At 37.8% G+C, this 22,355-nt stretch carries 20 protein-coding genes, 1 rRNA gene and 1 riboswitch; of the genes, 4 read left to right on the plus strand and 17 right to left on the minus strand.

The window, feature by feature from the left end; all coding sequences use genetic code 11:
- Window positions 1–2 precede the first annotated feature (2 nt).
- From ABH960_RS17205 to pcrB, 4 genes are read right to left on the minus strand one after another with little or no spacing between them, the layout of a single operon-like run.
- On the minus strand, window positions 3–1,199 hold the full coding sequence (locus ABH960_RS17205; RefSeq protein ID WP_404446973.1) for a CamS family sex pheromone protein: 1,197 nt from the start codon (window positions 1,197–1,199) through the stop codon (window positions 3–5).
- Between the two features lie 16 nt (window positions 1,200–1,215).
- Window positions 1,216–3,225 (minus strand): NAD-dependent DNA ligase LigA, encoded by a 2,010-nt coding sequence (gene ligA, locus ABH960_RS17210; RefSeq protein ID WP_404446976.1) that lies wholly within the window; start codon window positions 3,223–3,225, stop codon window positions 1,216–1,218.
- A gap of 15 nt (window positions 3,226–3,240) precedes the next feature.
- Entirely contained in the window at window positions 3,241–5,472 is a 2,232-nt protein-coding gene (gene pcrA / locus ABH960_RS17215) for a DNA helicase PcrA (RefSeq protein WP_404446978.1), read from the minus strand.
- Window positions 5,473–5,484: 12 nt separating this feature from the next.
- Window positions 5,485–6,174 (minus strand): heptaprenylglyceryl phosphate synthase, encoded by a 690-nt coding sequence (pcrB, locus tag ABH960_RS17220; RefSeq protein ID WP_113735433.1) that lies wholly within the window; start codon window positions 6,172–6,174, stop codon window positions 5,485–5,487.
- A 325-nt stretch (window positions 6,175–6,499) separates the two neighbouring features.
- Between pcrB and ABH960_RS17225 the strand changes: the two genes are divergently transcribed.
- From ABH960_RS17225 to ABH960_RS17235, 3 genes are all read left to right on the plus strand, one after another.
- On the plus strand, window positions 6,500–6,883 hold the full coding sequence (locus ABH960_RS17225) for a YgaP family membrane protein (RefSeq protein WP_002124877.1): 384 nt from the start codon (window positions 6,500–6,502) through the stop codon (window positions 6,881–6,883).
- Window positions 6,884–7,104: 221 nt separating this feature from the next.
- On the plus strand, window positions 7,105–7,950 hold the full coding sequence (locus ABH960_RS17230) for an SPFH domain-containing protein (RefSeq protein ID WP_404446982.1): 846 nt from the start codon (window positions 7,105–7,107) through the stop codon (window positions 7,948–7,950).
- A 15-nt stretch (window positions 7,951–7,965) separates the two neighbouring features.
- A complete protein-coding gene (locus tag ABH960_RS17235; RefSeq protein ID WP_001085171.1) occupies window positions 7,966–8,130 on the plus strand; it encodes a type II toxin-antitoxin system antitoxin in 165 nt (54 codons plus the stop codon).
- A gap of 36 nt (window positions 8,131–8,166) precedes the next feature.
- Here the strand turns inward: ABH960_RS17235 and purD are convergent, their stop codons facing one another.
- The 12 genes from purD to purE all read right to left on the minus strand — a co-directional run bounded on the left by purD (window position 8,167) and on the right by purE (window position 21,377).
- Complete coding sequence (gene purD / locus ABH960_RS17240; RefSeq protein WP_242310906.1) at window positions 8,167–9,438, minus strand: phosphoribosylamine--glycine ligase; 1,272 nt, start codon at window positions 9,436–9,438, stop codon at window positions 8,167–8,169.
- A 378-nt stretch (window positions 9,439–9,816) separates the two neighbouring features.
- Window positions 9,817–11,352 carry a bifunctional phosphoribosylaminoimidazolecarboxamide formyltransferase/IMP cyclohydrolase gene (gene purH / locus ABH960_RS17245; protein WP_404446988.1) on the minus strand — a complete coding sequence of 512 codons (1,536 nt, stop codon included), beginning with the start codon at window positions 11,350–11,352 and terminating at the stop codon, window positions 9,817–9,819.
- Window positions 11,353–11,376: 24 nt separating this feature from the next.
- Window positions 11,377–11,964 carry a phosphoribosylglycinamide formyltransferase gene (gene purN / locus ABH960_RS17250; protein ID WP_404446991.1) on the minus strand — a complete coding sequence of 196 codons (588 nt, stop codon included), beginning with the start codon at window positions 11,962–11,964 and terminating at the stop codon, window positions 11,377–11,379.
- A complete protein-coding gene (gene purM, locus ABH960_RS17255; protein ID WP_002091358.1) occupies window positions 11,961–13,001 on the minus strand; it encodes a phosphoribosylformylglycinamidine cyclo-ligase in 1,041 nt (346 codons plus the stop codon). The genes purN and purM overlap by 4 nt, the downstream gene beginning before the upstream one ends.
- 100 nt (window positions 13,002–13,101) lie before the next feature.
- Window positions 13,102–14,517 carry an amidophosphoribosyltransferase gene (gene purF / locus ABH960_RS17260; protein ID WP_002091359.1) on the minus strand — a complete coding sequence of 472 codons (1,416 nt, stop codon included), beginning with the start codon at window positions 14,515–14,517 and terminating at the stop codon, window positions 13,102–13,104.
- Complete coding sequence (gene purL / locus ABH960_RS17265) at window positions 14,502–16,721, minus strand: phosphoribosylformylglycinamidine synthase II (RefSeq protein ID WP_404446994.1); 2,220 nt, start codon at window positions 16,719–16,721, stop codon at window positions 14,502–14,504. Before purL ends, purF begins: the two co-directional genes overlap by 16 nt.
- Window positions 16,705–17,388: a phosphoribosylformylglycinamidine synthase subunit PurQ gene (gene purQ / locus ABH960_RS17270; RefSeq protein ID WP_000666771.1), complete on the minus strand. Its 684-nt coding sequence runs from the start codon at window positions 17,386–17,388 to the stop codon at window positions 16,705–16,707. The genes purL and purQ overlap by 17 nt, the downstream gene beginning before the upstream one ends.
- Window positions 17,385–17,639, minus strand: coding sequence for a phosphoribosylformylglycinamidine synthase subunit PurS (gene purS, locus ABH960_RS17275; protein WP_000278823.1), 255 nt, complete (start codon window positions 17,637–17,639; stop codon window positions 17,385–17,387). The genes purQ and purS overlap by 4 nt, the downstream gene beginning before the upstream one ends.
- Window positions 17,632–18,351 carry a phosphoribosylaminoimidazolesuccinocarboxamide synthase gene (gene purC / locus ABH960_RS17280; RefSeq protein WP_002029482.1) on the minus strand — a complete coding sequence of 240 codons (720 nt, stop codon included), beginning with the start codon at window positions 18,349–18,351 and terminating at the stop codon, window positions 17,632–17,634. Before purC ends, purS begins: the two co-directional genes overlap by 8 nt.
- Before the next feature lie 88 nt (window positions 18,352–18,439).
- Window positions 18,440–19,747, minus strand: coding sequence for an adenylosuccinate lyase (purB, locus tag ABH960_RS17285; protein ID WP_002091361.1), 1,308 nt, complete (start codon window positions 19,745–19,747; stop codon window positions 18,440–18,442).
- The gene (purK, locus tag ABH960_RS17290) at window positions 19,744–20,895 is read right to left on the minus strand and encodes a 5-(carboxyamino)imidazole ribonucleotide synthase (protein WP_219300564.1); all 1,152 of its coding nucleotides are present in this window, start codon (window positions 20,893–20,895) and stop codon (window positions 19,744–19,746) included. Before purK ends, purB begins: the two co-directional genes overlap by 4 nt.
- Window positions 20,892–21,377, minus strand: coding sequence for a 5-(carboxyamino)imidazole ribonucleotide mutase (gene purE, locus ABH960_RS17295; protein WP_002010008.1), 486 nt, complete (start codon window positions 21,375–21,377; stop codon window positions 20,892–20,894). Before purE ends, purK begins: the two co-directional genes overlap by 4 nt.
- 110 nt (window positions 21,378–21,487) lie before the next feature.
- Window positions 21,488–21,589: riboswitch (purine riboswitch) on the minus strand.
- A gap of 318 nt (window positions 21,590–21,907) precedes the next feature.
- Between purE and ABH960_RS17300 the strand changes: the two genes are divergently transcribed.
- Window positions 21,908–22,066 carry a hypothetical protein gene (locus tag ABH960_RS17300; protein ID WP_404447008.1) on the plus strand — a complete coding sequence of 53 codons (159 nt, stop codon included), beginning with the start codon at window positions 21,908–21,910 and terminating at the stop codon, window positions 22,064–22,066.
- A 43-nt stretch (window positions 22,067–22,109) separates the two neighbouring features.
- Here ABH960_RS17300 and rrf read toward each other — a convergent pair.
- Window positions 22,110–22,225, minus strand: a 5S ribosomal RNA gene (gene rrf / locus ABH960_RS17305).
- Window positions 22,226–22,355 lie beyond the last annotated feature (130 nt).

Consider the following 22,355-nt stretch of genomic DNA (forward strand, 5'->3'; position numbering starts at 1 on the left):
CTTTAATCTAAAATTTTCACAAACGGTTCATCTTGCTTCGCTTCACGTATAATAATTGCTTCTGGACGTTCTACAGATTTAATTGTTACTTGTACTTTCATATAATTCGGGAAGTATTCCATAACAAGTCCAGCTACATATTGTGTAAAACCAATTACTTCAGCTTTCCCATTGAATTGGACAGGAATATCGAGCTTCATTTCTCTTAATTCATCATCTCTATACATTCCAGTACCGATAACAGCTGTATAATCTCCTTGGAAATACTCACTTAATTTTGCTTTAAAGTTTGACACCCTCGCAAGATCTTCACGTTTATTATCCGATTTCGCTTGTTCAGACGGGAATAAATAGTATTTCTCATTGATTGGCTTCCAATCCTCAACCGTTTCACTGCCTTTTTCTACCTTAGCATAAGAAACAAAATTCCCTGGTACAAGCGAAGACTTTGGACCTTGACGATAAATCGCAAATGTAACCGGAATATTTTTTATTTCAGGCTTTTTTTGCTGCATTACTTTCAAGATTTCTTGGGCCATCCTTTTCCCTTCAGCTAACATTTTTACATCTGGAATTGCAGCCTCACGCGGATAACCATGCTCTTCCTCATAATATTGAACAGAATTCATCGCTAATCCAACTACAATGCCACCACGTTCAACATCGTTCTCACCTTTTCTTACATAATAATCATGCTCTAAAATATTTGAGATATACATTGGACTTTTTTTATTCTTTACTTCTAGCGATTCTGATCCTTCACTTAAGGCTGGATTCAACCCTACATTCGGAAATTTAACCGCATCTTTTTTCAACTTATCCTCTAGCTCTTTTTGTTCAGCATCTGTACGCTTTCTTTTCACAAGCATTTGAATCGTTTGTGTGTCTAAAACGTCTCCACCTTTAAAGAAATAATCTTTCGTGCTAAATGATTCTTTCGCAATGCGCATTAGTCCCGTTTCAAATTCATCTATATCTAGACGATTGTTCAAACTTTGTCCAACTAAACCACGTGCACGACCTGGATCAAATGGAACCGTTGTCTTATAATATTCATCCGAAATCGAGTATTTCGGGATAACAGCTTGCTCTTTCGCTTTCCCCGATTTCTCAACTGCTTTTTCATCTTTATTGGAACCCATACTACACCCACTTACAAGTAGGCTAAGACTTAATACCGCTAACGCTATTTTTTTCATCGTAAGTTTGCACCTCTTACTTATTCAGCTCTTGTAAGAACCTCTCTTCATTCCAAACTTCAACATTGTGCTTCTCTGCTTGCGCTAATTTCGAACCAGCAGCTTCACCAGCAACAACTAAATCCGTACTTTTACTAACACTTCCTGTTACTTTTCCACCCAATGCCTCAATATTCTTCTTTGCTTCACTGCGTCCCATAACTTCTAATTTCCCTGTTAAGACGACAGTTTTTCCTGCAAAGTACGATTCAACATTTTGTAAATCAGTAATTTTCATACCTTTGTATGCCATGTTCACGCCATACTCTTTAAATTGTTGTAATAGCTCTAATACGTCTTCATTATCGAAATACGTTACAACGGATTGAGCCATTTTTTCACCAATCTCGTTAATTGTTTTTAGTTCTTCTTCCGTCGCTTTCACAAGCTCATCCATCGTTTCGAAATGCTCAGCAAATGTACGTGCGGCTTTCGCACCGACGTGGCGAATACCAAGACCGAATAATAATCGCTCTAATGAGTTTTCCTTAGAATTCTCAATTGCTTGGACTAAATTTGTTGCTGATTTTTCACCGAAACGTTCTAGTTCTAATAATTGCTCTTTCGTCAATGAATATAAATCAGCAAACGTACGAATATAATCCGCATCAAAGAGTTGTGTAATTACACGTTCTCCAAGTCCATCAATATTCATTGCATTTCTTGAAACGAAATGGATTAATCCTTCACGAATTTGAGCTGGACAAGTCGGATTTATACATCGAAGTGCTACTTCTTCTTCTAAACGAACAAGTTCACTCTCACATGCTGGACAATGCGTTGGCATATGATATTCTTCTTCCTCACCAGTACGCTTATCAAAAATAACGTTCACAACTTCAGGAATAATATCTCCAGCCTTTTTCACAACAACGTAGTCACCAATTCGAATATCCTTTTCACGAATTAAATCTTCGTTATGTAAAGAAGCACGACGGACAATAGTTCCGGCTACTCGCACTGGCTCCAGCTCTGCAGTTGGTGTTACAACTCCTGTACGGCCGACACTTAATTCAATCCCTGTTAATCTCGTCACAACTTCTTCAGCTGGGAATTTATAAGCTATTGCCCATCTTGGACTCTTTGCTGTAGTTCCTAAGCTTTCTTGAATAGCAACATCGTCTACTTTTATAACAATTCCGTCAATCTCATAATCAAGATGCGGGCGTTTTTCTTGCCACTCTTCTACATAGGCTATTACGTCTTCAATTGTTTCACATGTACGACGATTTGGATTCGTCTTAAATCCAAGCTCACCTAAGAAATCCAGTGATTCACTGTGGGATGGAATTGTTTTTTCTTCTACATTAGCAAGACCATACACAAACATAGATAAGTTACGCTTCGCTGCAATTTTCGGATCAAGTTGGCGTATCGATCCTGCTGCCGCATTACGTGGATTCGCAAATACATCTTCACCATTTTGCTCTTTTTCCTCATTTAATTTAACGAATGAACGCTTCGGCATATAAGCCTCGCCTCGTGCTTCTAACGTTACTTCTTCATTTAAACGCAGCGGGATAGCTTTAATCGTTTTTAAGTTTTGGGTAATATCTTCACCCGTTATACCATCACCACGTGTTGCTCCTTGAATGAAGCGTCCTTTTTCATAATGAAGTGAAACAGCAAGTCCGTCAATTTTTAATTCGCATATATATCTTACATTCGCATCATCAATTCCCTGATGTACTCTTCGATCAAAATCACGCAAATCTCCTTCATTAAACGCGTTTCCTAAACTTAACATTGGTGATTTATGCGTTACCTTTTCAAATATATCAAGAACAGTCCCCCCAACGCGAATGGAGGGAGAGTCTTCACTCATAAACTCTGGGTTCTCTGCTTCTAATTTTATAAGCTCCTGCATATCACGGTCATATTCCGCATCAGAAACAGAAGGATTGTCTAATACGTGATATTGATAGTTAAATGTATTTAACAAATCACGCAGTTCTTCTATACGTTTTTTGGCTATCTCTTTTGACATATCCTCAGTCCTTTCCTATTGTTTCGTCACAGGTGCAAATTTTGCTAATAAACGTTTAATACCAATTGGGCTTGGGAACGCAATATCTAATTCTTTTGAATCTCCTTCACCCTTTACACTTACAACTGTACCGACTCCCCACTTCTGGTGAGCAGCTTTATCGCCTATTCCCCAGCCAATTTGCTCGCCACCTGTCGTCTTAACAGCCGGACGCGCGAAAGCTGAACGAGAACGTGTTGTAGTTGTGCTTGTCGTTCTTCCTTTTGCACCAAACGAAGTTTCACGCTTCGGTGTTGTTTCGTTTAATGGTTCTACTAATTCTGTCGGAATTTCTGTAATAAATCGAGATGCTGCATTCATACTTGTTCTACCAAATAAAGTACGCATTTGAGCATTGGATAAGTATAGCTCTTCTTCTGCACGAGTAATACCTACATAGGCAAGACGACGCTCTTCTTGCATTTCATCCTCTTCCATAAGAGAACGAGTATGCGGGAATATCCCTTCCTCTAAGCCAACAATAAAGACAACTGGGAACTCTAATCCTTTTGCTGAGTGCATCGTCATTAAAATAACTTCTTCACCAGCAGTTGGATCTTCATCTACACGATCAATATCCGCAACAAGAGCTAAGTCTGTTAAGAATGCAACAAGGCTCTTATCTTCGCTTTGGGATTCAAATGTTTGTGTAACAGATAAAAACTCGTCTAAGTTTTCTAAACGACCTTCTGCTTCTAAAGAACGCTCATTTTTCAACATATCGCGATAGCCTGTCTTCTCAATAACTTCTTCTACTAATTCTGTAACAGATAAATACTCTTGCATATTTACCCAGTTGTGTAATAAACTTGCGAATTCTTTTACTGCTTTTGTTATTTTTGCACTTACACCAACATGCTCAATCTCATCAAATACAGCAGTTAATGAGATTCCGTTTTGCACACCATAATTAATAATTTTATCGATAGAAGTCGCACCAATCCCGCGCTTTGGCATGTTTATAATACGTGCAAAACTAATCTCATCATCTGGATTCCCAATTAAACGTAAGTACGCCAAAATATCTTTAATCTCTTTACGGTCGTAGAACTTAGTACCTCCGACGATTTTGTAAGGGATATTAGATTTCAGGAAGATCTCCTCGACCATACGAGACTGGGCATTTGTACGATATAACACTGCAAAATCAGTATATTTTCGGTTCCCCATTTGAATATCATCACGAATTTTTTTCGCAACAAAATACGCTTCGTCCTTTTCAGTTGCAGCACGATAATACGAGATTTTGCTTCCAATTTGATTGTCTGTCCATAATTTCTTCGGTTTACGGTTTGAATTTTTTTCAATTACAGCATTAGCTGCATTTAAAATATTTTGTGATGAACGATAATTTTGTTCTAACAAGATAACTTGCGCATTCTCATAGTCTTTTTCGAATGACAAAATGTTAGAAATGTCAGCCCCGCGCCAGCGGTAAATAGACTGATCCGAATCACCAACAACACAAAGGTTTTTAAAACGTGATGCCAAATGTTTAACAAGAAGGTACTGAGCTTTGTTCGTATCTTGATACTCATCAACGTGAATATATTGGAATTTACGCTGATAAAACTCTAGTACTTCTGGAACACGTTCAAATAACTGAATCGTCGTCATAATTAAATCATCAAAGTCTAATGAGTTATTTTTCAAAAGACGTTTTTGATATTCTGTATATACATCGCTCGTTAATTTTTCATATGGATCAGCGGTTGTAATTTTTTTTGCATATTTATCTGCAGATAACAGTTCATTTTTCGCATTGCTAATACCCGCTAAAATAGAGCGCGGCTCAAACTTCTTCGGGTCAATATTGCGCTCCTTCATAATTTTTTTTACTACAGTTAACTGATCACCTGAATCTAAGATTGTAAAGTTACGATTAATACCAATGCGGTCAATATCACGTCGTAAAATACGTACGCACATAGAGTGGAACGTAGAAATCCAAATATCTTCTGCTTCTGGTCCAACAAGTTTATCAATACGCTCACGCATTTCACGAGCAGCTTTATTTGTAAAGGTAATTGCTAGTACATTCCATGGCGCCACACCTTTTTCACCAAGTAAATATGCAATACGGTGTGTTAACACACGTGTTTTCCCACTACCTGCGCCTGCCATTAATAGAAGTGCTCCATTTGTTGTTTGTACTGCTTTTTGTTGCTGCGGATTTAAACCATTTAATAACTTATCTGTCGTACTCATATGTGCCTGCACCTACTCTCCTTTTACTGCTTTAACTGTTTTTAATGCCGATTTTATATCATCATAAATAATATTTCCAACAACTACTGTATCAGCATACTGTGCCATTTCTTTCGCTTGTTCTGCATTAGAAATACCACCGCCATAATATAGCTTAGCTTGTTTCAATTCTGCTTTTACATTTTTAACAAGCTCAATATCTCCATACGTCCCGCTATATTCTAAATAGAATATAGGTAAATGTAATAACTTGTCTGCTAAACGTGCATATGCAATAACATCATCTTCTGTTAAATCACATTTTGCATCTGTAAGCTGGGCTACTTTCGCTTCAGGGTTTAAAACACAATACCCTTCCATGAAAATTTCGTCCCAGTCCATAATATCCCCAAATTCTTTCAATGCCTCATGATGAACACCTGTTACCCATTCTACTTTTCGGCTATTTAAAACGCTTGGGATATAATAAAAATCAAATCCTGGTGTAATTGCCTCCACATCAGAAACCTCTAGCACACAAGGAACTGCATATCTACGAATGCTAACTAGCATGTGTAATACGTTATCAATTGTCACTCCATCACTTCCGCCTACAATAACAGCATCCGTTCCAGATTCACAAATCATTTCTAAATGTTCGTCACTTAACTCCTTATTTGGATCAAGCTTAAACACATGTTTCCATTTGGAAATATCGTACATGAAAACACCCTTTCTTTTCTCTAGTTATATAATTTCTGTTCAAAATAACAGTTAATTTTTATCAAGATTTTTTACATTCCTTGCTATATCTTTACCGGACTGGCGTATGCAACGATGAAATGCGACAGCTATCTTTACCGGACTTTTTGAACTTCCTTTTACGCATTCTTTCATTATAACAAAAAAAGCTACCTACACACACGCCCAATCCAACATCTTTTTCAACGTCAAATGTTGGATTACATATCAAAAAACTTATACGGAATACTAACAAATGAAATAGTATTTTCTATTTCGAAGTTAATTAAAAAGGAGTGTTTTTCTAATGAAGCAAAACATCGGCACAATTAGTGCTCTAATTCGAATTACACTCGGACTCATCCTCTTCGGTTGTAGTACAGCTAAACTCGTACGTAAACCTTGGTGCACTTGGTCTAAAGTTTTGCTATGGATTGGTGCCATGAAAATTGCGGAGGGAATCGTTCGTTTCTGCCCTATTGTTGAAGCCTGTAAGTTTGGAAAATATATGAATATGAGCGCATTTAAAATGCCTAGCATGAATTTCACTGAAAAAGGACATAATAAAGAAGAAGTTAATTCAGCTTCCAGTCATGACAAGCCAAAGTCAAAGTCAGATGGAAGTTATGACACTTCTGACAAAGAGATTGAGTCAGCGATTGAAGAATTAATCCTGGCAAAACCGCTTTGAATCATTTGTCACGATGCAAGATGCTCTCAAAGGGACTTAGCTGCTGCAGTGGGCAGCTAAGTCTTCTTTATTTTACCATGAAACAGAACGTACATTCTCGTTTTTCACCCTTAAAACGTACATAAAAGATATCAAACAATAAAATTCAGAAAATTAGGTGTAACCCTCTTGCATGTAATGATATAAAAGTGATATCATTTTTATATCAAGGAGGCGATCATATGAAAGAAAAACAAGTATTTTATGTTAATGGATTTCTCGGCGTTATTGGAATTTTAGTTTTAGCCGCTATCGGTGTATTTTGCCTTGTACAAGAAATGTTTGTAATAGCTATTTTAGCTCTCATATTAGCATCTGTTTTAGCTACAGGTATCGGTATCGTTCAACCGAATCAAGCGAAAGTTATTACGTTCTTCGGTAGTTATTTAGGAACAATTCGTCAAAATGGTTTATTTTTAACAATTCCATTCGCGTTTCGTCAAACTGTATCTTTACGTGTTGAAAACTTTAACAGTAAGAAATTAAAAGTAAACGATGTTGAGGGAAATCCAATTGAAATTGCAGCCGTTATCGTATATAAAGTTGTTGATTCCGCAAAAGCAATTTTCGGTGTTGAGCATTATGATCGATTCGTAGAAATTCAAAGTGAAACAGCAATCCGCCACGTTGCTACAAAATATCCTTATGATAATTTCCAAGATGAAACTTGCGTCACGTTACGAGGAAATACTGAAGAAATCTCTGAAGAATTAAAGCGTGAGTTAGAAGCACGACTTGAAATCGCTGGCGTAGAAGTATTAGAAACTCGTTTAACACATTTAGCTTACGCAACAGAAATTGCCCATGCAATGCTTCAACGTCAACAAGCAAAAGCGGTATTAGCTGCTCGAAAAGAGATTGTTGAAGGTGCTGTGAAAATGGCTAAAGATTCAATCCTCATGCTAGATGAAGAAGGCGTACTTGATTTAGATGACGAGCGTAAAGCAAATATGGTAAACAACTTATTAGTTGCCATCGTTTCAGATAAAGGTGCGCAACCAGTTATTAATACAGGAAGCCTATATTAAAGGTTGTAAATGATTATGGCCAAAAAGAAAAGCTTTCCATTACGTATTGATCCTGAATTACACGCAGTCATCGAAAAATGGGCGAATGATGAGTTTCGTAGCGTCAATGCACACATCGAGTATTTACTTCGAGAAATGGCAAAGCAAAAAGGGAAATTGAAAAAAGATAAAGATGCATAAAAATCCCGCTGAGAAATCAGCGGGATTTTTTATACATTAGCTTCTCGTCATCTCATGACCAATTGCACGATATCCTATATCACTTCGGTAAAATAAACCATCACTCTCAATTTTACCGATTTCTTTATAGACCTTATCTTTCGCTTCTTGTAAACTATTCGCCTTACAAGCAACAAATAATACACGGCCACCATTTGTTACAAAGTCACCATGTTTCATCGCTGTACCCGCATGGAAAACAATCACATCTTGCAGTGCATCTAATCCGTTAATAATTTCACCTTTTTTATATGCTTCTGGATATCCTTTCGAAGCAAGTACGACACCAATAACTGCTTCCTTTGACCATTGTAACGTTAATTCACTTTCATCTAATACAGCGTTACATACATCAACTAAATCATTTTCTAAGCGTGGTAATACAACTTCCGTTTCAGGATCACCAAAGCGTGCATTGAACTCAATTACCTTTGGACCATCATTCGTTAAAATAAGCCCCGCATATAAAATTCCTGTAAACGAACGATTTTCTTGGATCATCGCTTTAGCAGTTGGATGTAATACTGTTTGAATCGCTTCTTGAACCGCTGACTCCGGAATTTGTGGTACTGGAGAATATGCGCCCATTCCGCCTGTATTAGGACCTTTATCGCCGTCAAAAGCTCGTTTATGATCTTGAGCAATTACCATCGGATGTACAGTTGTTCCATTTACAAATGCCATTAATGAAAATTCTTGTCCATCTAAAAACTCTTCAATAACGACCTTCTTGCTTGCTGCGCCGAATTTCACATCTTGTAGCATTTCTTTCACAGCTTGCAATGCATCTTCAAGCGTCATTGCTACCGTTACACCTTTACCAGCAGCTAATCCATCTGCCTTAATTACAATCGGCGCACCAACTTTTTGAATGTACTTTACTGCCTCTTCATAGTCTGTAAAAGTTTCATATGCCGCAGTTGGGATATCATACTTTTTCATCAATTCTTTTGTAAAAGCTTTACTACCTTCAATAACAGCAGCCGCTTTATTAGGACCAAATACACGAAGTCCCTCTTCCTTAAAACGATCCACGATTCCGTTCATAAGTGGAATCTCTGGTCCAACGAAAGTTAATTCAACATTCTTCTCTTTTGCAAATAAGACTAATGCATCAAAATCATTTTCATCAATATCAACTGGTGTTGCAACATCTCGCATACCTTCATTACCTGGCGCTACATATACTTTTTCTACCTTTTCAGATTGCGCAAACTTCCAAGCTAAAGCATGCTCACGTCCACCACGGCCAATTACTAAAACATTCATATTTCATCCCCCAATAATTAAATAAGTACAAACTAGAAGCTATGCTCCTAGTTTGTTTTCATATCAATAAAAGTTTAAAAAGGAGGATCAAGAGAACCGAGCAGGTCGAGGCGCATTTGCCAGGAGGACACAGAGTGTAGCTTTCCTACATGAGTACCGCACTGGCATTGCAACGACGACATGCGACAGTTATCTTGACCGGACTTTTTAAACATCCCTAACAATAACAGTTTAAAAGGGAGGATCAAGAGAACCGAGTAGGTCGAGGCGCATTTGCCAGGAGGACACGGAGTGTAGCTTTCCTACATGAGTACCGCACTGGCATTGCAACGACGACATGCGACAGTTATCTTGACCGGACTTTTTAAACATCCTCTATTAATGTTTGAAATGACGTACGCCAGTGAACACCATCGTAATCCCATACGCATCTGCCATTTTAATAGAATCTTCATCACGAATCGATCCGCCTGGTTGGATGATTGCTGTAATTCCAGCTTTTGCTGCTTCTTCTACTGTATCTGGCATTGGGAAGAAAGCATCAGATGCAAGTGCGCTACCCTGTGCTTTTTCGCCAGCTTGTGTAATTGCGATTTTTGCAGAACCTACACGGTTCATCTGTCCCGCGCCTACACCAACTGTCATGCTATCATTCGCTAAAACAATTGCATTTGATTTCACATGTTTTACAACTTTCCAAGCTAGTTTTAAATCTTTCCATTCTTGTTCTGATGGTTCACGTTTCGTTGGAATTGAAATTGCGTCCTCATCTAATGATAACGTATCTTCTTCTTGAACAAGAAGACCACCTTGTACAGAAGTTAGTTTTTTACTTGCACTTGTCGCTTTTTCAATATTTACAGTTAGTAAGCGTAAGTTTTTCTTACTTTGCAACACTTCTAAAGCTTCTTGCGAGAACGAAGGAGCGATAACAATTTCTAAGAAAATTTCGTGTAACTTTTCTGCTGTAGCTTTATCAATTTCACGATTTGCTGCAATAATACCGCCGAAGATTGATACTGGATCCGCTTCATAAGCACGTGTGTATGCTTCGTGAATATCAGTTCCTACTCCAACACCACATGGATTCATATGTTTTACCGCTACTACTGCTGGTTCTGTAAATTCTTTCACGATGCTAAGTGCTGCATCCGCATCGTTGATATTGTTATAAGATAATTCTTTACCGTGTAATTGTTCTGCGTATGCAACAGAAGAAGTTGCTGCGAATGGCGCTTTATAGAATGTCGCTTTTTGATGTGGATTTTCGCCATAGCGTAAATCTTGTTTTTTCTCAAATGTCACCGTTACTGTTTCAGGACTTTCTTCGCCCATTTGCTTTGTTAAGTAGTTAGAAATTAACGCATCATATGCCGCTGTATGACGGAATACTTTCGCTGCTAATTTACGTTTCGTTTCCTCTATTACTTCACCGTTCTCTTTCAGTTCTGCTAATACAACATCATAATCTACTGGATCTACAATTACCGATACAAATTTATGATTTTTCGCAGCAGAGCGAATCATTGTTGGGCCACCGATATCAATATTTTCAATTGCATCAGCAAATGTTACATCAGGCTTAGCGATTGTTTCTTTAAATGGGTATAAGTTAACAACAACAAAGTCAATTGGTTGAATACCTAATTCATTCATTTGCGCTACATGCATTTCATTATCACGAACTGCTAATAGACCACCATGAATATTTGGATGTAATGTTTTTACACGACCATCCATAATTTCTGGAAAACCAGTTACTTCAGAAATACCAATTACTTGCAAGCCGTTTTCTTCTAATAATTTTTTCGTACCACCTGTTGAAATAACTTCAATCCCTTGTTCAAGTAAACCTTTAACAAATTCTACTACTCCTGTTTTATCTGAAACACTTACTAATGCACGCTTTTTCATTTATCCTTCACCCCTGGTTGTATGTTAGTTAACAGTTGGTTTTTTCACAGACTGAACAATTTGATTCACTGTATTTACGTATAATTTATGTTCAACTTGTTGAATTTTCTTTTGTAAGCTTTCTCTCGTATCCCCTTCAGAAACAACTACTGCTTCTTGCGCAATAATTGGACCTGTATCCATACCTGCATCTACATAGTGAATCGTTACTCCGGTTACTTTCACACCCGCTTCTAACGCTTGACCAACAGCATCTTTCCCTGGAAAACTCGGTAGTAGTGATGGATGAATATTAATAATTTTCCCGCCGTACACTTCTAGTAAAGTCGTTCCAATTAAACGCATATATCCAGCTAAAATAACATAATCAATTTCATACTCTTCTAGCTTTTTTAATATCTCTTTTTCAAATGCTTCTTTTGACTCATATGCTTTCGCTGAAAAGGAAAAACACGGAATATGGTGATAATGTGCCCGTCCAATAGCGCGTGCCTCTGGTTTATCACATACTAATAAACTAATATCTGCATCCAATATTTTGTCTTCTACCGCATTAATGAGAGATTGAAAGTTAGAGCCTCTCCCAGAAGCAAAAACTGCTAATCTACTCATACTTCTGTTCCCTCAATAAAGGTAACACCAGACCCTTGTACAGTGTGTCCAATAATACGAGCTTTCTCGCCTTGTTCCTCAAGAAGACGAACAATATCTTTTGCCTCTTCTTCCTTTACTGCTACTACCATACCAATACCCATGTTAAAAATATTGAACATTTCTTTCTCTTCTAGTTTTCCAACCTCTTGAAGTAAACTAAAAATCGGTTGAACTTGCCAAGATCCTAATTCAATTTCCGCACCGATTCCTTCTGGCAACATACGTGGAATATTTTCAATGAATCCACCACCTGTAATATGTGCCATACCGTATACTTCATGTTTCTTCAATAGTTCTAAAATAGGTTTGACATAAATTTTCGTTGGTTTTAATAATTCTTCACCAAGAGGTAGTTCTAAGCGTCCGTAAATACGATTTAAAGATAGTTCTCCATCTTCTAGTAGCACTTTTCTTACTAAAGAATAACCGTTACTATGAATACCGCTAGATGCTAAGCCAATTAATACGTGACCAGCTTCAATTTTTTCACCTGTTACAATTTTCTTTTTATCAACAATTCCAACTGTAAAACCAGCTAAATCGTATTCTTCCGTAGAATACATTCCTGGCATTTCAGCTGTTTCTCCACCAATTAATGCACAACCAGCTTGGCGACAGCCCTCTGATATACCTTTGACGATGTTTTCAATTTTACTAGGTTCAGCTTTACCACAAGCAATATAATCAAGGAAGAAAAGCGGCTCTGCTCCTTGGACAACAATATCATTTACACACATTGCTACTGCATCAATACCAATTGTGTCATGTTTATCTGCCATAAAAGCGAGCATCAATTTCGTTCCCACGCCATCTGTTCCAGATACTAATACAGGTTCTTCTAATGCAAATTTTGATAGATCAAACATACCTCCAAAACCGCCTAAACCGCCTAGCACTTCTTTTCTCATTGTTGTTTGTACGTGTTTTTTCATGCGAGATACCGCTTCATATCCAGCTTCAATATCTACTCCTGCTTGCTTATATGCATTCGCCATCGTTTTTTACACCTCGTCTTTTAATTTCTCCCCATCCAGGGCGGCCGTTTTAAGAAAGAAGCTAGCTTCTACATCAAAAGAAGTAGAAGCTTTTTTCTTCTTATTTCATACTTTCTAAAAGCTCTTGCTCATAATCATAAAGAGCTGTTGGATAGTCTCCATTGAAGTAAGCCATACATAGACCACCGTATTTCCCTTCATATGGGCGTCCAATTGCATCTACTAATCCATCTTCACTTAAAAATGTTAGTGAATCTGCTCCGATGATTTGACGGATTTCTTCTATTGAATTATTTGCTGCGATTAATTCTTTTCTCGTTTGAATATCAATGCCATAGAAGCATGGATACTTAAGAGGTGGTGAAGCAATTCTTACATGGACTTCTGTCGCTCCAGCCTCGCGAAGCATACGAACAATTCGTTTACTTGTCGTTCCTCTTACGATAGAATCGTCAATCATAACAACTCGTTTTCCTTCAACTACGCCTCTTACTGCTGAAAGCTTCATCTTAACCCCTTGCTCACGCAGTTCTTGAGAAGGTTGAATAAACGTACGTCCAACGTAACGATTTTTAATTAACCCTAACTCATACGGAATTCCTGTCGCCTCCGCATAACCAATTGCTGCTGAAATACTAGAGTCTGGTACACCAGTAACAACATCAGCTTCAATAGGAGCTTCCGCCGCTAAACGTTTCCCCATATTTTTACGAGCTGCATGAACATTAATACCAGCGATATTAGAATCTGGACGTGCAAAGTAAATGTATTCCATACTGCAAATCGCATGGTCTACTTCATTTGTAAAACGATCTACGTGAATTCCTTCATCATTGATAATAAGCAATTCACCAGGTTCTACATCACGAATGTATGTTGCACCAACTACATCGAAAGCACATGTTTCCGATGCTACAACGTAAGCATCCCCCATCTTTCCGATTGAAAGAGGACGGAATCCATTTGGATCTAGCGCAACGATCATTTCATTTCCAGTTAGTAAAAGATATGCAAACGCACCTTTCACTTTATTTAGAGCCTCTTTTACACTATCAATTAAAGAATCTTTTGTACTACGCTTAATAAGGTGTAAAAGTACTTCTGTATCTGAACTTGTTTGAAAAATACTTCCCTCTGCCTCTAATTCACGACGAAGCATTTTTGCGTTAATTAAATTTCCGTTATGAGCTAACGCCATGCTATGATCGGAAAAACGGAATAACAATGGTTGAACGTTAGCAACTTCACTTCCACCAGCTGTTGCATATCGTACGTGTCCAATTGCTGATTTCCCGTTTAATCCCTCTAGCTCACCTCTTGAAAACACTTCTGATATTAAACCTAACCCCTTGTGACCGATGATTTTTTCTCCATTATTTACAACAATGCCTGCGCCTTCTTGCCCACGGTGCTGCAAACTGTGCAATCCGTAGTACGAAACTTGTGCTGCATTTTCATGCCCCCAAATTCCGAAAACGCCACATTCTTCATTTAACCCCTTTATTTCAGTAAGCATGGGATTGCCCCTTTCCAAGCCTTTCTCATTTCATCTACATTTGCTGTAAGTAATACTTCATTTTCTTCATTATGAATTGTTACTTCATTTGTATTTGTCACTTCTCCAACTTGAATTGCTTCAACCGCTTTCTCAAATGCTTCTTTATTTTCACGTTTTACAGTTATAACGAAGCGCGATTGTGATTCTGCAAATAATACTGTTGTTGCTTCCCCATCTAATTTCACAGTAGCACCTAAACCGTTAGCACCAATTGCACTTTCAGTAATTGCAACTGCTAAACCACCTTCTGCAACATCATGTGCAGATTGAACAAGGCCAGCTTGAATTGCTGCTAGTACTTGCTTTTGGCGTTTTAATTCTACATCTAGATCGATGCTTGGTGATTGACCGAAAATTTTTCCGTAGATCATTTTCTGTAATTCACTTCCACCAAACTCAGCTTTCGTCTCTCCAATTACATAAACTAAATCGCCAGCTTGTTTAAATTCTTGTGTTGTTACGTGTTTTAAATCGTGTACAAGTCCAACCATCCCAACAGTTGGTGTTGGATATACAGCTTCACCACTACGCTCGTTATACATTGATACATTCCCGCCGATAACTGGCGTTTGTAACTTGCGGCAAGCTTCACTCATACCGTCTACTGATTTCTCAATTTGCCAGAAGATTTCTGGTTTTTCTGGGTTACCGAAGTTTAAGCAATCTGTAATTGCAAGTGGCTCCCCGCCAGAACATACGATATTACGTGCTGCCTCTGCTACTGCAATTTTACCGCCCACTTCTGGATCTAAATAAATGTAGCGAGAGTTACAATCTGTCGTCATTGCTAATCCTTTTTCTGTGCCGCGTACACGTATAACCGCTGCATCTGAACCTGGTGTAACGATTGTGCTAGTGCGCACTTGATAATCATATTGATCATATACCCACTCTTTACTTGCAATCGTTGGTTGTTGTAATAAAGATAATAACGTTGCTTTATAATCTTCTACTTTTGGTGTTTCCATTTTCATCTGCTGGAACTCAGCAAAGTATGCTGCTTCTTTTGACGGTTTATGATAAATTGGTGCTTCTTCTGCAAGAGCATCCGCCGGTACTTCAGCTACCATTTCGTCTTTATGGAATAGACGAAGCATTTTATCTTCAGTTACTTTCCCCATCTTAACTGCTGCAAGACCATATTTTTCAAATAAATCTACTATTTCTTGCTCTCTACCTTTTTTCACAACGATTAACATACGTTCTTGTGATTCAGATAACATCATTTCATATGGAGTCATTCCAGTTTCACGCTGTGGTACATCATCTAAGTACATTTCAATACCCATACCTGCTTTACTTGCCATTTCTGCAGAAGATGATGTTAAACCAGCAGCTCCCATATCTTGAATTCCAACAAGTGCATCAGACTGAATAAGTTCTAAACATGCTTCAATAAGAAGTTTCTCCATAAATGGATCCCCTACTTGAACTGCCGGACGCTTCGCTTCTGAGCTTTCAGATAGCTCTTCAGATGCGAACGTTGCACCGTGAATACCATCACGACCAGTTGATGCTCCTACGTACATTACTGTATTACCAGCACCATGCGCTTGCCCTTTTTTAATATCTTCATGATTAATTAGGCCTACACACATTGCATTTACAAGTGGATTTCCTTCATAGCATGGATCAAACTGTACTTCTCCACCAACAGTAGGAATACCGATGCAGTTACCGTATCCTGCGATTCCTGCTACTACTTCTTCGAATAAATATTTCACACGTGGTGATTGTAATTCACCGAAACGAAGTGAGTTTAATAGAGCTACCGGACGTGCGCCCATAGAGAATACATCGCGAATAATACCACCGACACCTGTTGCTGCCCCTTGATATGGCTCAATTGCAGAAGGATGGTTATGACTTTCCATTTTAAATACCACCGCTTGGTTATCACCGATATCTACAATTCCAGCGCCTTCTCCAGGTCCTTGTAAAACACGCTCACCTGTCGTTGGAAACTTACGAAGAACTGGCTTTGAATTTTTATAACTACAATGTTCAGACCACATAACAGAAAATAGTCCCGTTTCTGGATAATTCGGCAAACGGCCTAAAATCTTTTCAACCATGGCAAACTCTTCGTCTGTTAGCCCCATTTCCGCATATATACGCTCTTCTTTAATTTGTGTTGGATTTGGCTCAAGCATTAACGACATATGTTTCCCTCCACTGTTTTAAGATAGATTGAAAGACTTTTAACCCTTCAGCACCGCCAAGTAATTCATCTACAGCACGCTCTGGGTGTGGCATCATACCAAGAACATTTCCTTTTTCATTTACAATACCTGCAATATCTGAAACGCTTCCATTCGGATTTTCTACGTAACGGAATGCGATTTGATTATTCTCTTCTAATTGTTTAAGAGTCGCTTCATCACAATAGTAATTTCCTTCGCCATGTGCAATTGGAATGTTAATTACTTCATCTTTTTCATATTGTGATGTAAACATCGTTTCATTATTTTCAACACGTAACTGAACAGTACGGCACATAAACTTTAAGTTTTCGTTTCTCATTAATGCTCCTGGTAGTAATCCTGATTCAACAAGAATCTGGAATCCATTACACACTCCTAAAATCGGCTTTCCTTGCTCAGCAGCTTTTTGCACTGCTTTCATTGCGTTAGCAAAGCGAGAAATAGCCCCGCATCGTAAATAGTCACCGTAAGAGAATCCACCTGGTAGTAAAATTGCATCATATTCATCTAAATTCTCTCTATCGTGCCAAACGTAATCTACTTCTTCACCAAGCTCATCTTTAATTGCATGGAACATATCGACATCACAGTTCGAACCTGGAAATACTATGACTGCAAATTTCACTGTGCGACAACCTCCTCAACTTCATAACGGAAGTCTTCCATTACAACGTTTGCTAATAATTTTTCACACATTTCTTTTACCTTGCTATCCAGATCAGATACTGATTTATCAATTGTTAATTCCATATATTTTCCGATTCGAACGTCTTGTACTTCTGTAAATGAAAGACTATGAAGTGCTCCCTTTACCGCAGTTCCTTGTGGATCTAATACACTTTCTCTTAACGTTACATATACCTTAACTTTATACATGTGAAGCTCCCCCTAAACGTTTTAAAATTTCTTCATATGCTTCTGTTAAATTCCCAAGATCACGACGGAATACATCTTTATCAAATTTTTCGTTGCTCGTTTCATCCCATAAACGGCAAGTATCTGGTGAAATTTCATCTGCTAATATGATTTCCCCTTCTTCTGTTACGCCAAACTCTAATTTAAAATCTACTAATCTTACACGACAGCTTGCGAAATGCTCAATCATCACTTGATTGATTTGTAGAGCTGCATCTCGTAATACGCTTACTTGCTCTGGTGTTGCAACATTTAACAAACGAATATGATCTTCCGTTACAAGTGGATCTCCTAAATCATCATCTTTGTAGTAAAATTCTACGATTGGTGTTGTAAGAGCAGTTCCTTCTTCCATTCCTAGTCTTTTTGAAAGACTACCTGCAATTACGTTTCTTGTGACAACTTCTAATGGAATAATACTCACCTTTTTGACAAGTTGTTCTGTATCAGATAACTTCTCCACAAAGTGTGTTTTAATTCCAACTTCTTGTAACTTTCTGAACAATAAAGTTGTAATCTCATTGTTCAAACGACCTTTTCCTGTAATTGTCGCTTTTTTCTCCCCATTGAAAGCAGTCGCACTATCTTTGTACTCTACCCAAACCATATCTGCTGCTTCTGTACGATAAATTCTTTTTGCCTTACCTTCATACAGCAATTCTAGCTTTTGCATTTCGCAAGCCCCCTGTAGTTTGAAAAATGTGAATAATGTTTTTATAAAGAATGGCACAGAATGACTCTATTCTGTGCCATATGAAATTTTACGCTTCGTTTAATCCAAGGCGTTCAAAGATTGTATCAACGTGTTGCATATGATGTTCATAATTGAAACATTCGTTAATTTCTTCTTGCGTTAACTTACTTGTAATACGCTCGTCAGCTTCTACAAGCTCTTTAAATTGTACTTGTGTTTCCCAAGCTTCCATTGCTTTAGGCTGTACGATATCATAAGCTTCTTCACGTACCAGACCTTTGTCAATTAGTGTAAGCATTACGCGCTGAGAGTAAATTAAGCCGTATGTTCTTGTCATATTGCGTTTCATATTCTCTGGGAATACAGTTAAGTTTTTAACGATATTACCAAAGCGATTTAACATGTAATTTAACGCGATTGTAGCATCTGGTAAAATTACGCGTTCTGCAGAAGAGTGAGAGATATCACGCTCATGCCATAACGGAACATTCTCGTAAGCTGTCATCATATAACCGCGGATAACACGAGCTAAACCAGTCATATTTTCAGATCCAATTGGATTACGTTTATGCGGCATTGCAGAAGAACCTTTTTGACCTTTTGCGAAAGCCTCTTCAACTTCACGTGTTTCACTCTTTTGTAAACCACGAATCTCAACTGCCATCTTTTCAACAGATGTTGCGATTAGTGCAAGTGTTGACATGTAATGTGCATGACGATCACGTTGCAATGTTTGTGTTGAAATTGGTGCTGCTTCTAATCCTAAGTTTTCACAAACATACTTTTCTACGAATGGATCAATATTTGCATATGTACCAACCGCACCAGATAATTTACCAACGCGAACTGTATCAGCAGCTTGTTTGAAACGCTCTACGTTACGTTTCATTTCTTCATACCAAAGACCAAGTTTTAAACCAAATGTTGTTGGCTCTGCATGTACACCATGTGTTCTTCCCATCATGATCGTGTATTTATGCTCTTTCGCTTTATTAGCTAAAATGCTAACAAAGTTTTCTAAGTCTTTTAACAAGATTTCATTTGCTTGTTTTAAGATATAAGATAACGCTGTATCTACTACGTCTGTAGATGTTAAACCGTAATGAACCCATTTACGTTCCTCGCCTAATGTTGGTGTTTCTGATACAGCACGAGTGAAAGCAACTACGTCATGACGTGTTTCTTTTTCAATTTCATAAATACGATCAATATCAAATGATGCATGTTCACGAATTTTTTTAACATCTTCTTTTGGAATGTCGCCAAGCTCTGCCCATGCTTCACAAGCTAAAATCTCAACTTCTAACCATGCCTTAAATTTGTTTTCTTCCGTCCAAATTGCACCCATTTCAGGGCGTGTATAACGATTAATCATCTTTTTCCCTCCAACAGTTGTTCTTGATGGTCCCAAATATGCAAACTCTTCGCTTTTTCTAGAGCGACTTCAATATTATCATTTAAAATATTAACATGCCCCATTTTTCGCTGCGCTTTTGCTTCTTCTTTTCCATACAAGTGTAAATAGCACCCGGTTAGTCTATTCACTTGTCCTAGGACCCCTTCTATATGTTCGCCTAAAATGTTTACCATGACAACTGGTTTTAACAAATTTGTTTCTCCAAGAGGTAAATTACAGATTGCTCGAATATGTTGACCAAATTGACTCGTTTCACATGCATCCTGTGTATAGTGTCCTGAATTGTGAGGTCTTGGTGCTAATTCATTAATGTAAATCTCACCGTCAGCTGTAGCAAACATCTCTACCGCTAGTGTTCCCACAAGTTCTAGTTCATCCGCAAGTACCTTTGCGTAAGCAATTGCTTTTTGAGAAAGTTCTTCTGTAATGCGAGCTGGAACGATAGATTCATGTAAAATGTTATTTACATGAATATTTTCCGCTACCGGAAATACTTTCGTTTCACCACTTACACTACGAATTACAATAACTGATACTTCTTTTTCAAAAGGCACCCATTTTTCTAGAATGCACTCTGCTTCATCCGCAAGCTCTCGTGCCTTCTCAACATCAGTTTCACTTCTTAAAACAACTTGCCCTTTCCCATCATATCCACCTGTCGTCGTTTTTAAGACCGAAGGAAATGATAATTCAGCAATCGCTTCAGTAAGCTGATTTTGATTTTGAACTAATCTATACATTGCTACTGGTAACCCAGCTTTCTCAATTGCATTCTTTTCTGTAAAACGATTTTGCGTTTTATTTAACAACTGACTACCTTGTGGTAAGTAAGCATGTTTTTCAAGCCATTGTAAACATCTATAATCAATATTCTCAAATTCATATGTGACAACGTCGCTTATCTCTGCTAAATGCTGAATTGCTTTTAGATCGTCATATGGTGCAACGACTTCAACATCAGCAACTTGTGCACATGGTGAATGCTTTGTAGGATCTAAAACAGCAATTTTATAACCCATTTCCTTAGCTGCCAACGCCATCATTCTTCCAAGCTGGCCGCCTCCAATAATGCCGATTGTTTTTCCAGGTAAAATGATTCTCGTCATACTAGCTCACTACCTTCACGCACAGTTTTCTCAATAGCTTCTCGTCTCAACTCCAATGCATCATGTATATCATCATGAAATGATCCAAGTATTTGTGCAGCAAGTAATCCAGCATTCGTTGAACCAGCCTTACCAATTGCAACAGTTGCAACTGGAACCCCTCCTGGCATTTGGACAATGGATAATAATGAATCTAGACCGTTTAACGCTTTTGATTGAACTGGGACACCGATTACAGGAAGATTTGTCTTCGCTGCAACCATTCCTGGTAAATGCGCTGCTCCACCGGCTCCAGCAATAATAACTTTTAATCCACGTTCACGAGCTGTTTCTGCATATTCAAACATATAATCCGGAGTCCGATGAGCGGATACAACTTTTTTCTCATACGGTATATTTAATTCATCTAAAATGTCACAAGCATATTTCATTGTTTCCCAGTCTGACGTGCTTCCCATTATGACTCCAACTAGTGATTTCATATTAGAATCCCCCCGATTCAAATAAAAAAAGCCTGAAATAGAACAGTTTCTCTTTTACTATGAGAGAAAGCGCTCTACTCAGGCATACGTATCCCTTGTGAATAGAAAAATACCGAGTGACTTTCCCTCATAGTCTAACGAATAACGGTCGTTAGGTAGAGACTTGCAGGCCATATCCCCGCGATTATATGAGGTCTTATATATTATTGTTTCTATGGCTATATTAACAATATTTCATAAACAATGTCAATAAATAATCGAATGTTTTTTTATTAGTCATCGATAACGTTCGTGTTTTAGTTATATTCAAAAGAAGAATTGCAACTATATACAAGAAGAAAAGGGAATTAGAATATATATTTCTAGAGATCTATTTTATACATAACTGTTCATATATACTGTTGTCTGTTCATATATACTGTTGTCTGTTCATATATACTGTTGTGTCTACAAATCAATATAATTTATATGGTGGTGATTTTATTTATAAGGAGGATAACCGTGAAAAAATAACTATGCTATTATCATATATGATAGAAATAATGTTTCCTATCTTAGGGATTATTTTAGGGGAATTTGGAAAATTAGGAGCACAAAAAATCATTGCCATTATTTTAAATAGTCTCTATTTCATTCTTTTTTCGTCTTTAGGATTATTAAATTTACAGATTCTAACCTTCGGTAAATAAAAATAAACACAAAAAAACCTAAGTCGAAACGACTTAGGTTTTTGCTTGGCGACGTCCTACTCTCACAGGGACAAGGTCCCAACTACCATCGGCGCTAGAGAGCTTAACTTCCGTGTTCGGTATGGGAACGGGTGTGACCTCTCTGCCATCATCACCAAACTATGAAGGTATATTCCTTCAAAACTAGATAACATTTGCTTCATATTATATGGTTAAGTCCTCGATCTATTAGTATTCGTCAGCTCCACATGTCACCATGCTTCCACCTCGAACCTATCAACCTGATCAT

The sequence above is a fragment of the Bacillus sp. RC252 genome (assembly GCF_044909215.1).
Lineage (GTDB): Bacteria > Bacillota > Bacilli > Bacillales > Bacillaceae_G > Bacillus_A > Bacillus_A mycoides.

Excerpts from the sequence above, each read along its gene's own strand:
- ABH960_RS17205 (WP_404446973.1), bottom strand. The coding sequence starts at position 1,199 with ATGAAAAAAATAGCGTTAGCGGTATTAAGTCTTAGCCTACTTGTAAGT.
- ligA (WP_404446976.1), bottom strand. The coding sequence starts at position 3,225 with ATGTCAAAAGAGATAGCCAAAAAACGTATAGAAGAACTGCGTGATTTG.
- pcrA (WP_404446978.1), bottom strand. The coding sequence starts at position 5,472 with ATGAGTACGACAGATAAGTTATTAAATGGTTTAAATCCGCAGCAACAA.
- pcrB (WP_113735433.1), bottom strand. The coding sequence starts at position 6,174 with ATGTACGATATTTCCAAATGGAAACATGTGTTTAAGCTTGATCCAAAT.
- ABH960_RS17225 (WP_002124877.1), top strand. The coding sequence starts at position 6,500 with ATGAAGCAAAACATCGGCACAATTAGTGCTCTAATTCGAATTACACTC.
- ABH960_RS17230 (WP_404446982.1), top strand. The coding sequence starts at position 7,105 with ATGAAAGAAAAACAAGTATTTTATGTTAATGGATTTCTCGGCGTTATT.
- ABH960_RS17235 (WP_001085171.1), top strand. The coding sequence starts at position 7,966 with ATGGCCAAAAAGAAAAGCTTTCCATTACGTATTGATCCTGAATTACAC.
- purD (WP_242310906.1), bottom strand. The coding sequence starts at position 9,438 with ATGAATGTTTTAGTAATTGGCCGTGGTGGACGTGAGCATGCTTTAGCT.
- purH (WP_404446988.1), bottom strand. The coding sequence starts at position 11,352 with ATGAAAAAGCGTGCATTAGTAAGTGTTTCAGATAAAACAGGAGTAGTA.
- purN (WP_404446991.1), bottom strand. The coding sequence starts at position 11,964 with ATGAGTAGATTAGCAGTTTTTGCTTCTGGGAGAGGCTCTAACTTTCAA.
- purM (WP_002091358.1), bottom strand. The coding sequence starts at position 13,001 with ATGGCGAATGCATATAAGCAAGCAGGAGTAGATATTGAAGCTGGATAT.
- purF (WP_002091359.1), bottom strand. The coding sequence starts at position 14,517 with ATGCTTACTGAAATAAAGGGGTTAAATGAAGAATGTGGCGTTTTCGGA.
- purL (WP_404446994.1), bottom strand. The coding sequence starts at position 16,721 with ATGTCGTTAATGCTTGAGCCAAATCCAACACAAATTAAAGAAGAGCGT.
- purS (WP_000278823.1), bottom strand. The coding sequence starts at position 17,639 with ATGTATAAAGTTAAGGTATATGTAACGTTAAGAGAAAGTGTATTAGAT.
- purC (WP_002029482.1), bottom strand. The coding sequence starts at position 18,351 with ATGCAAAAGCTAGAATTGCTGTATGAAGGTAAGGCAAAAAGAATTTAT.
- purB (WP_002091361.1), bottom strand. The coding sequence starts at position 19,747 with ATGATTAATCGTTATACACGCCCTGAAATGGGTGCAATTTGGACGGAA.
- purK (WP_219300564.1), bottom strand. The coding sequence starts at position 20,895 with ATGACGAGAATCATTTTACCTGGAAAAACAATCGGCATTATTGGAGGC.
- purE (WP_002010008.1), bottom strand. The coding sequence starts at position 21,377 with ATGAAATCACTAGTTGGAGTCATAATGGGAAGCACGTCAGACTGGGAA.
- ABH960_RS17300 (WP_404447008.1), top strand. The coding sequence starts at position 21,908 with ATGATAGAAATAATGTTTCCTATCTTAGGGATTATTTTAGGGGAATTT.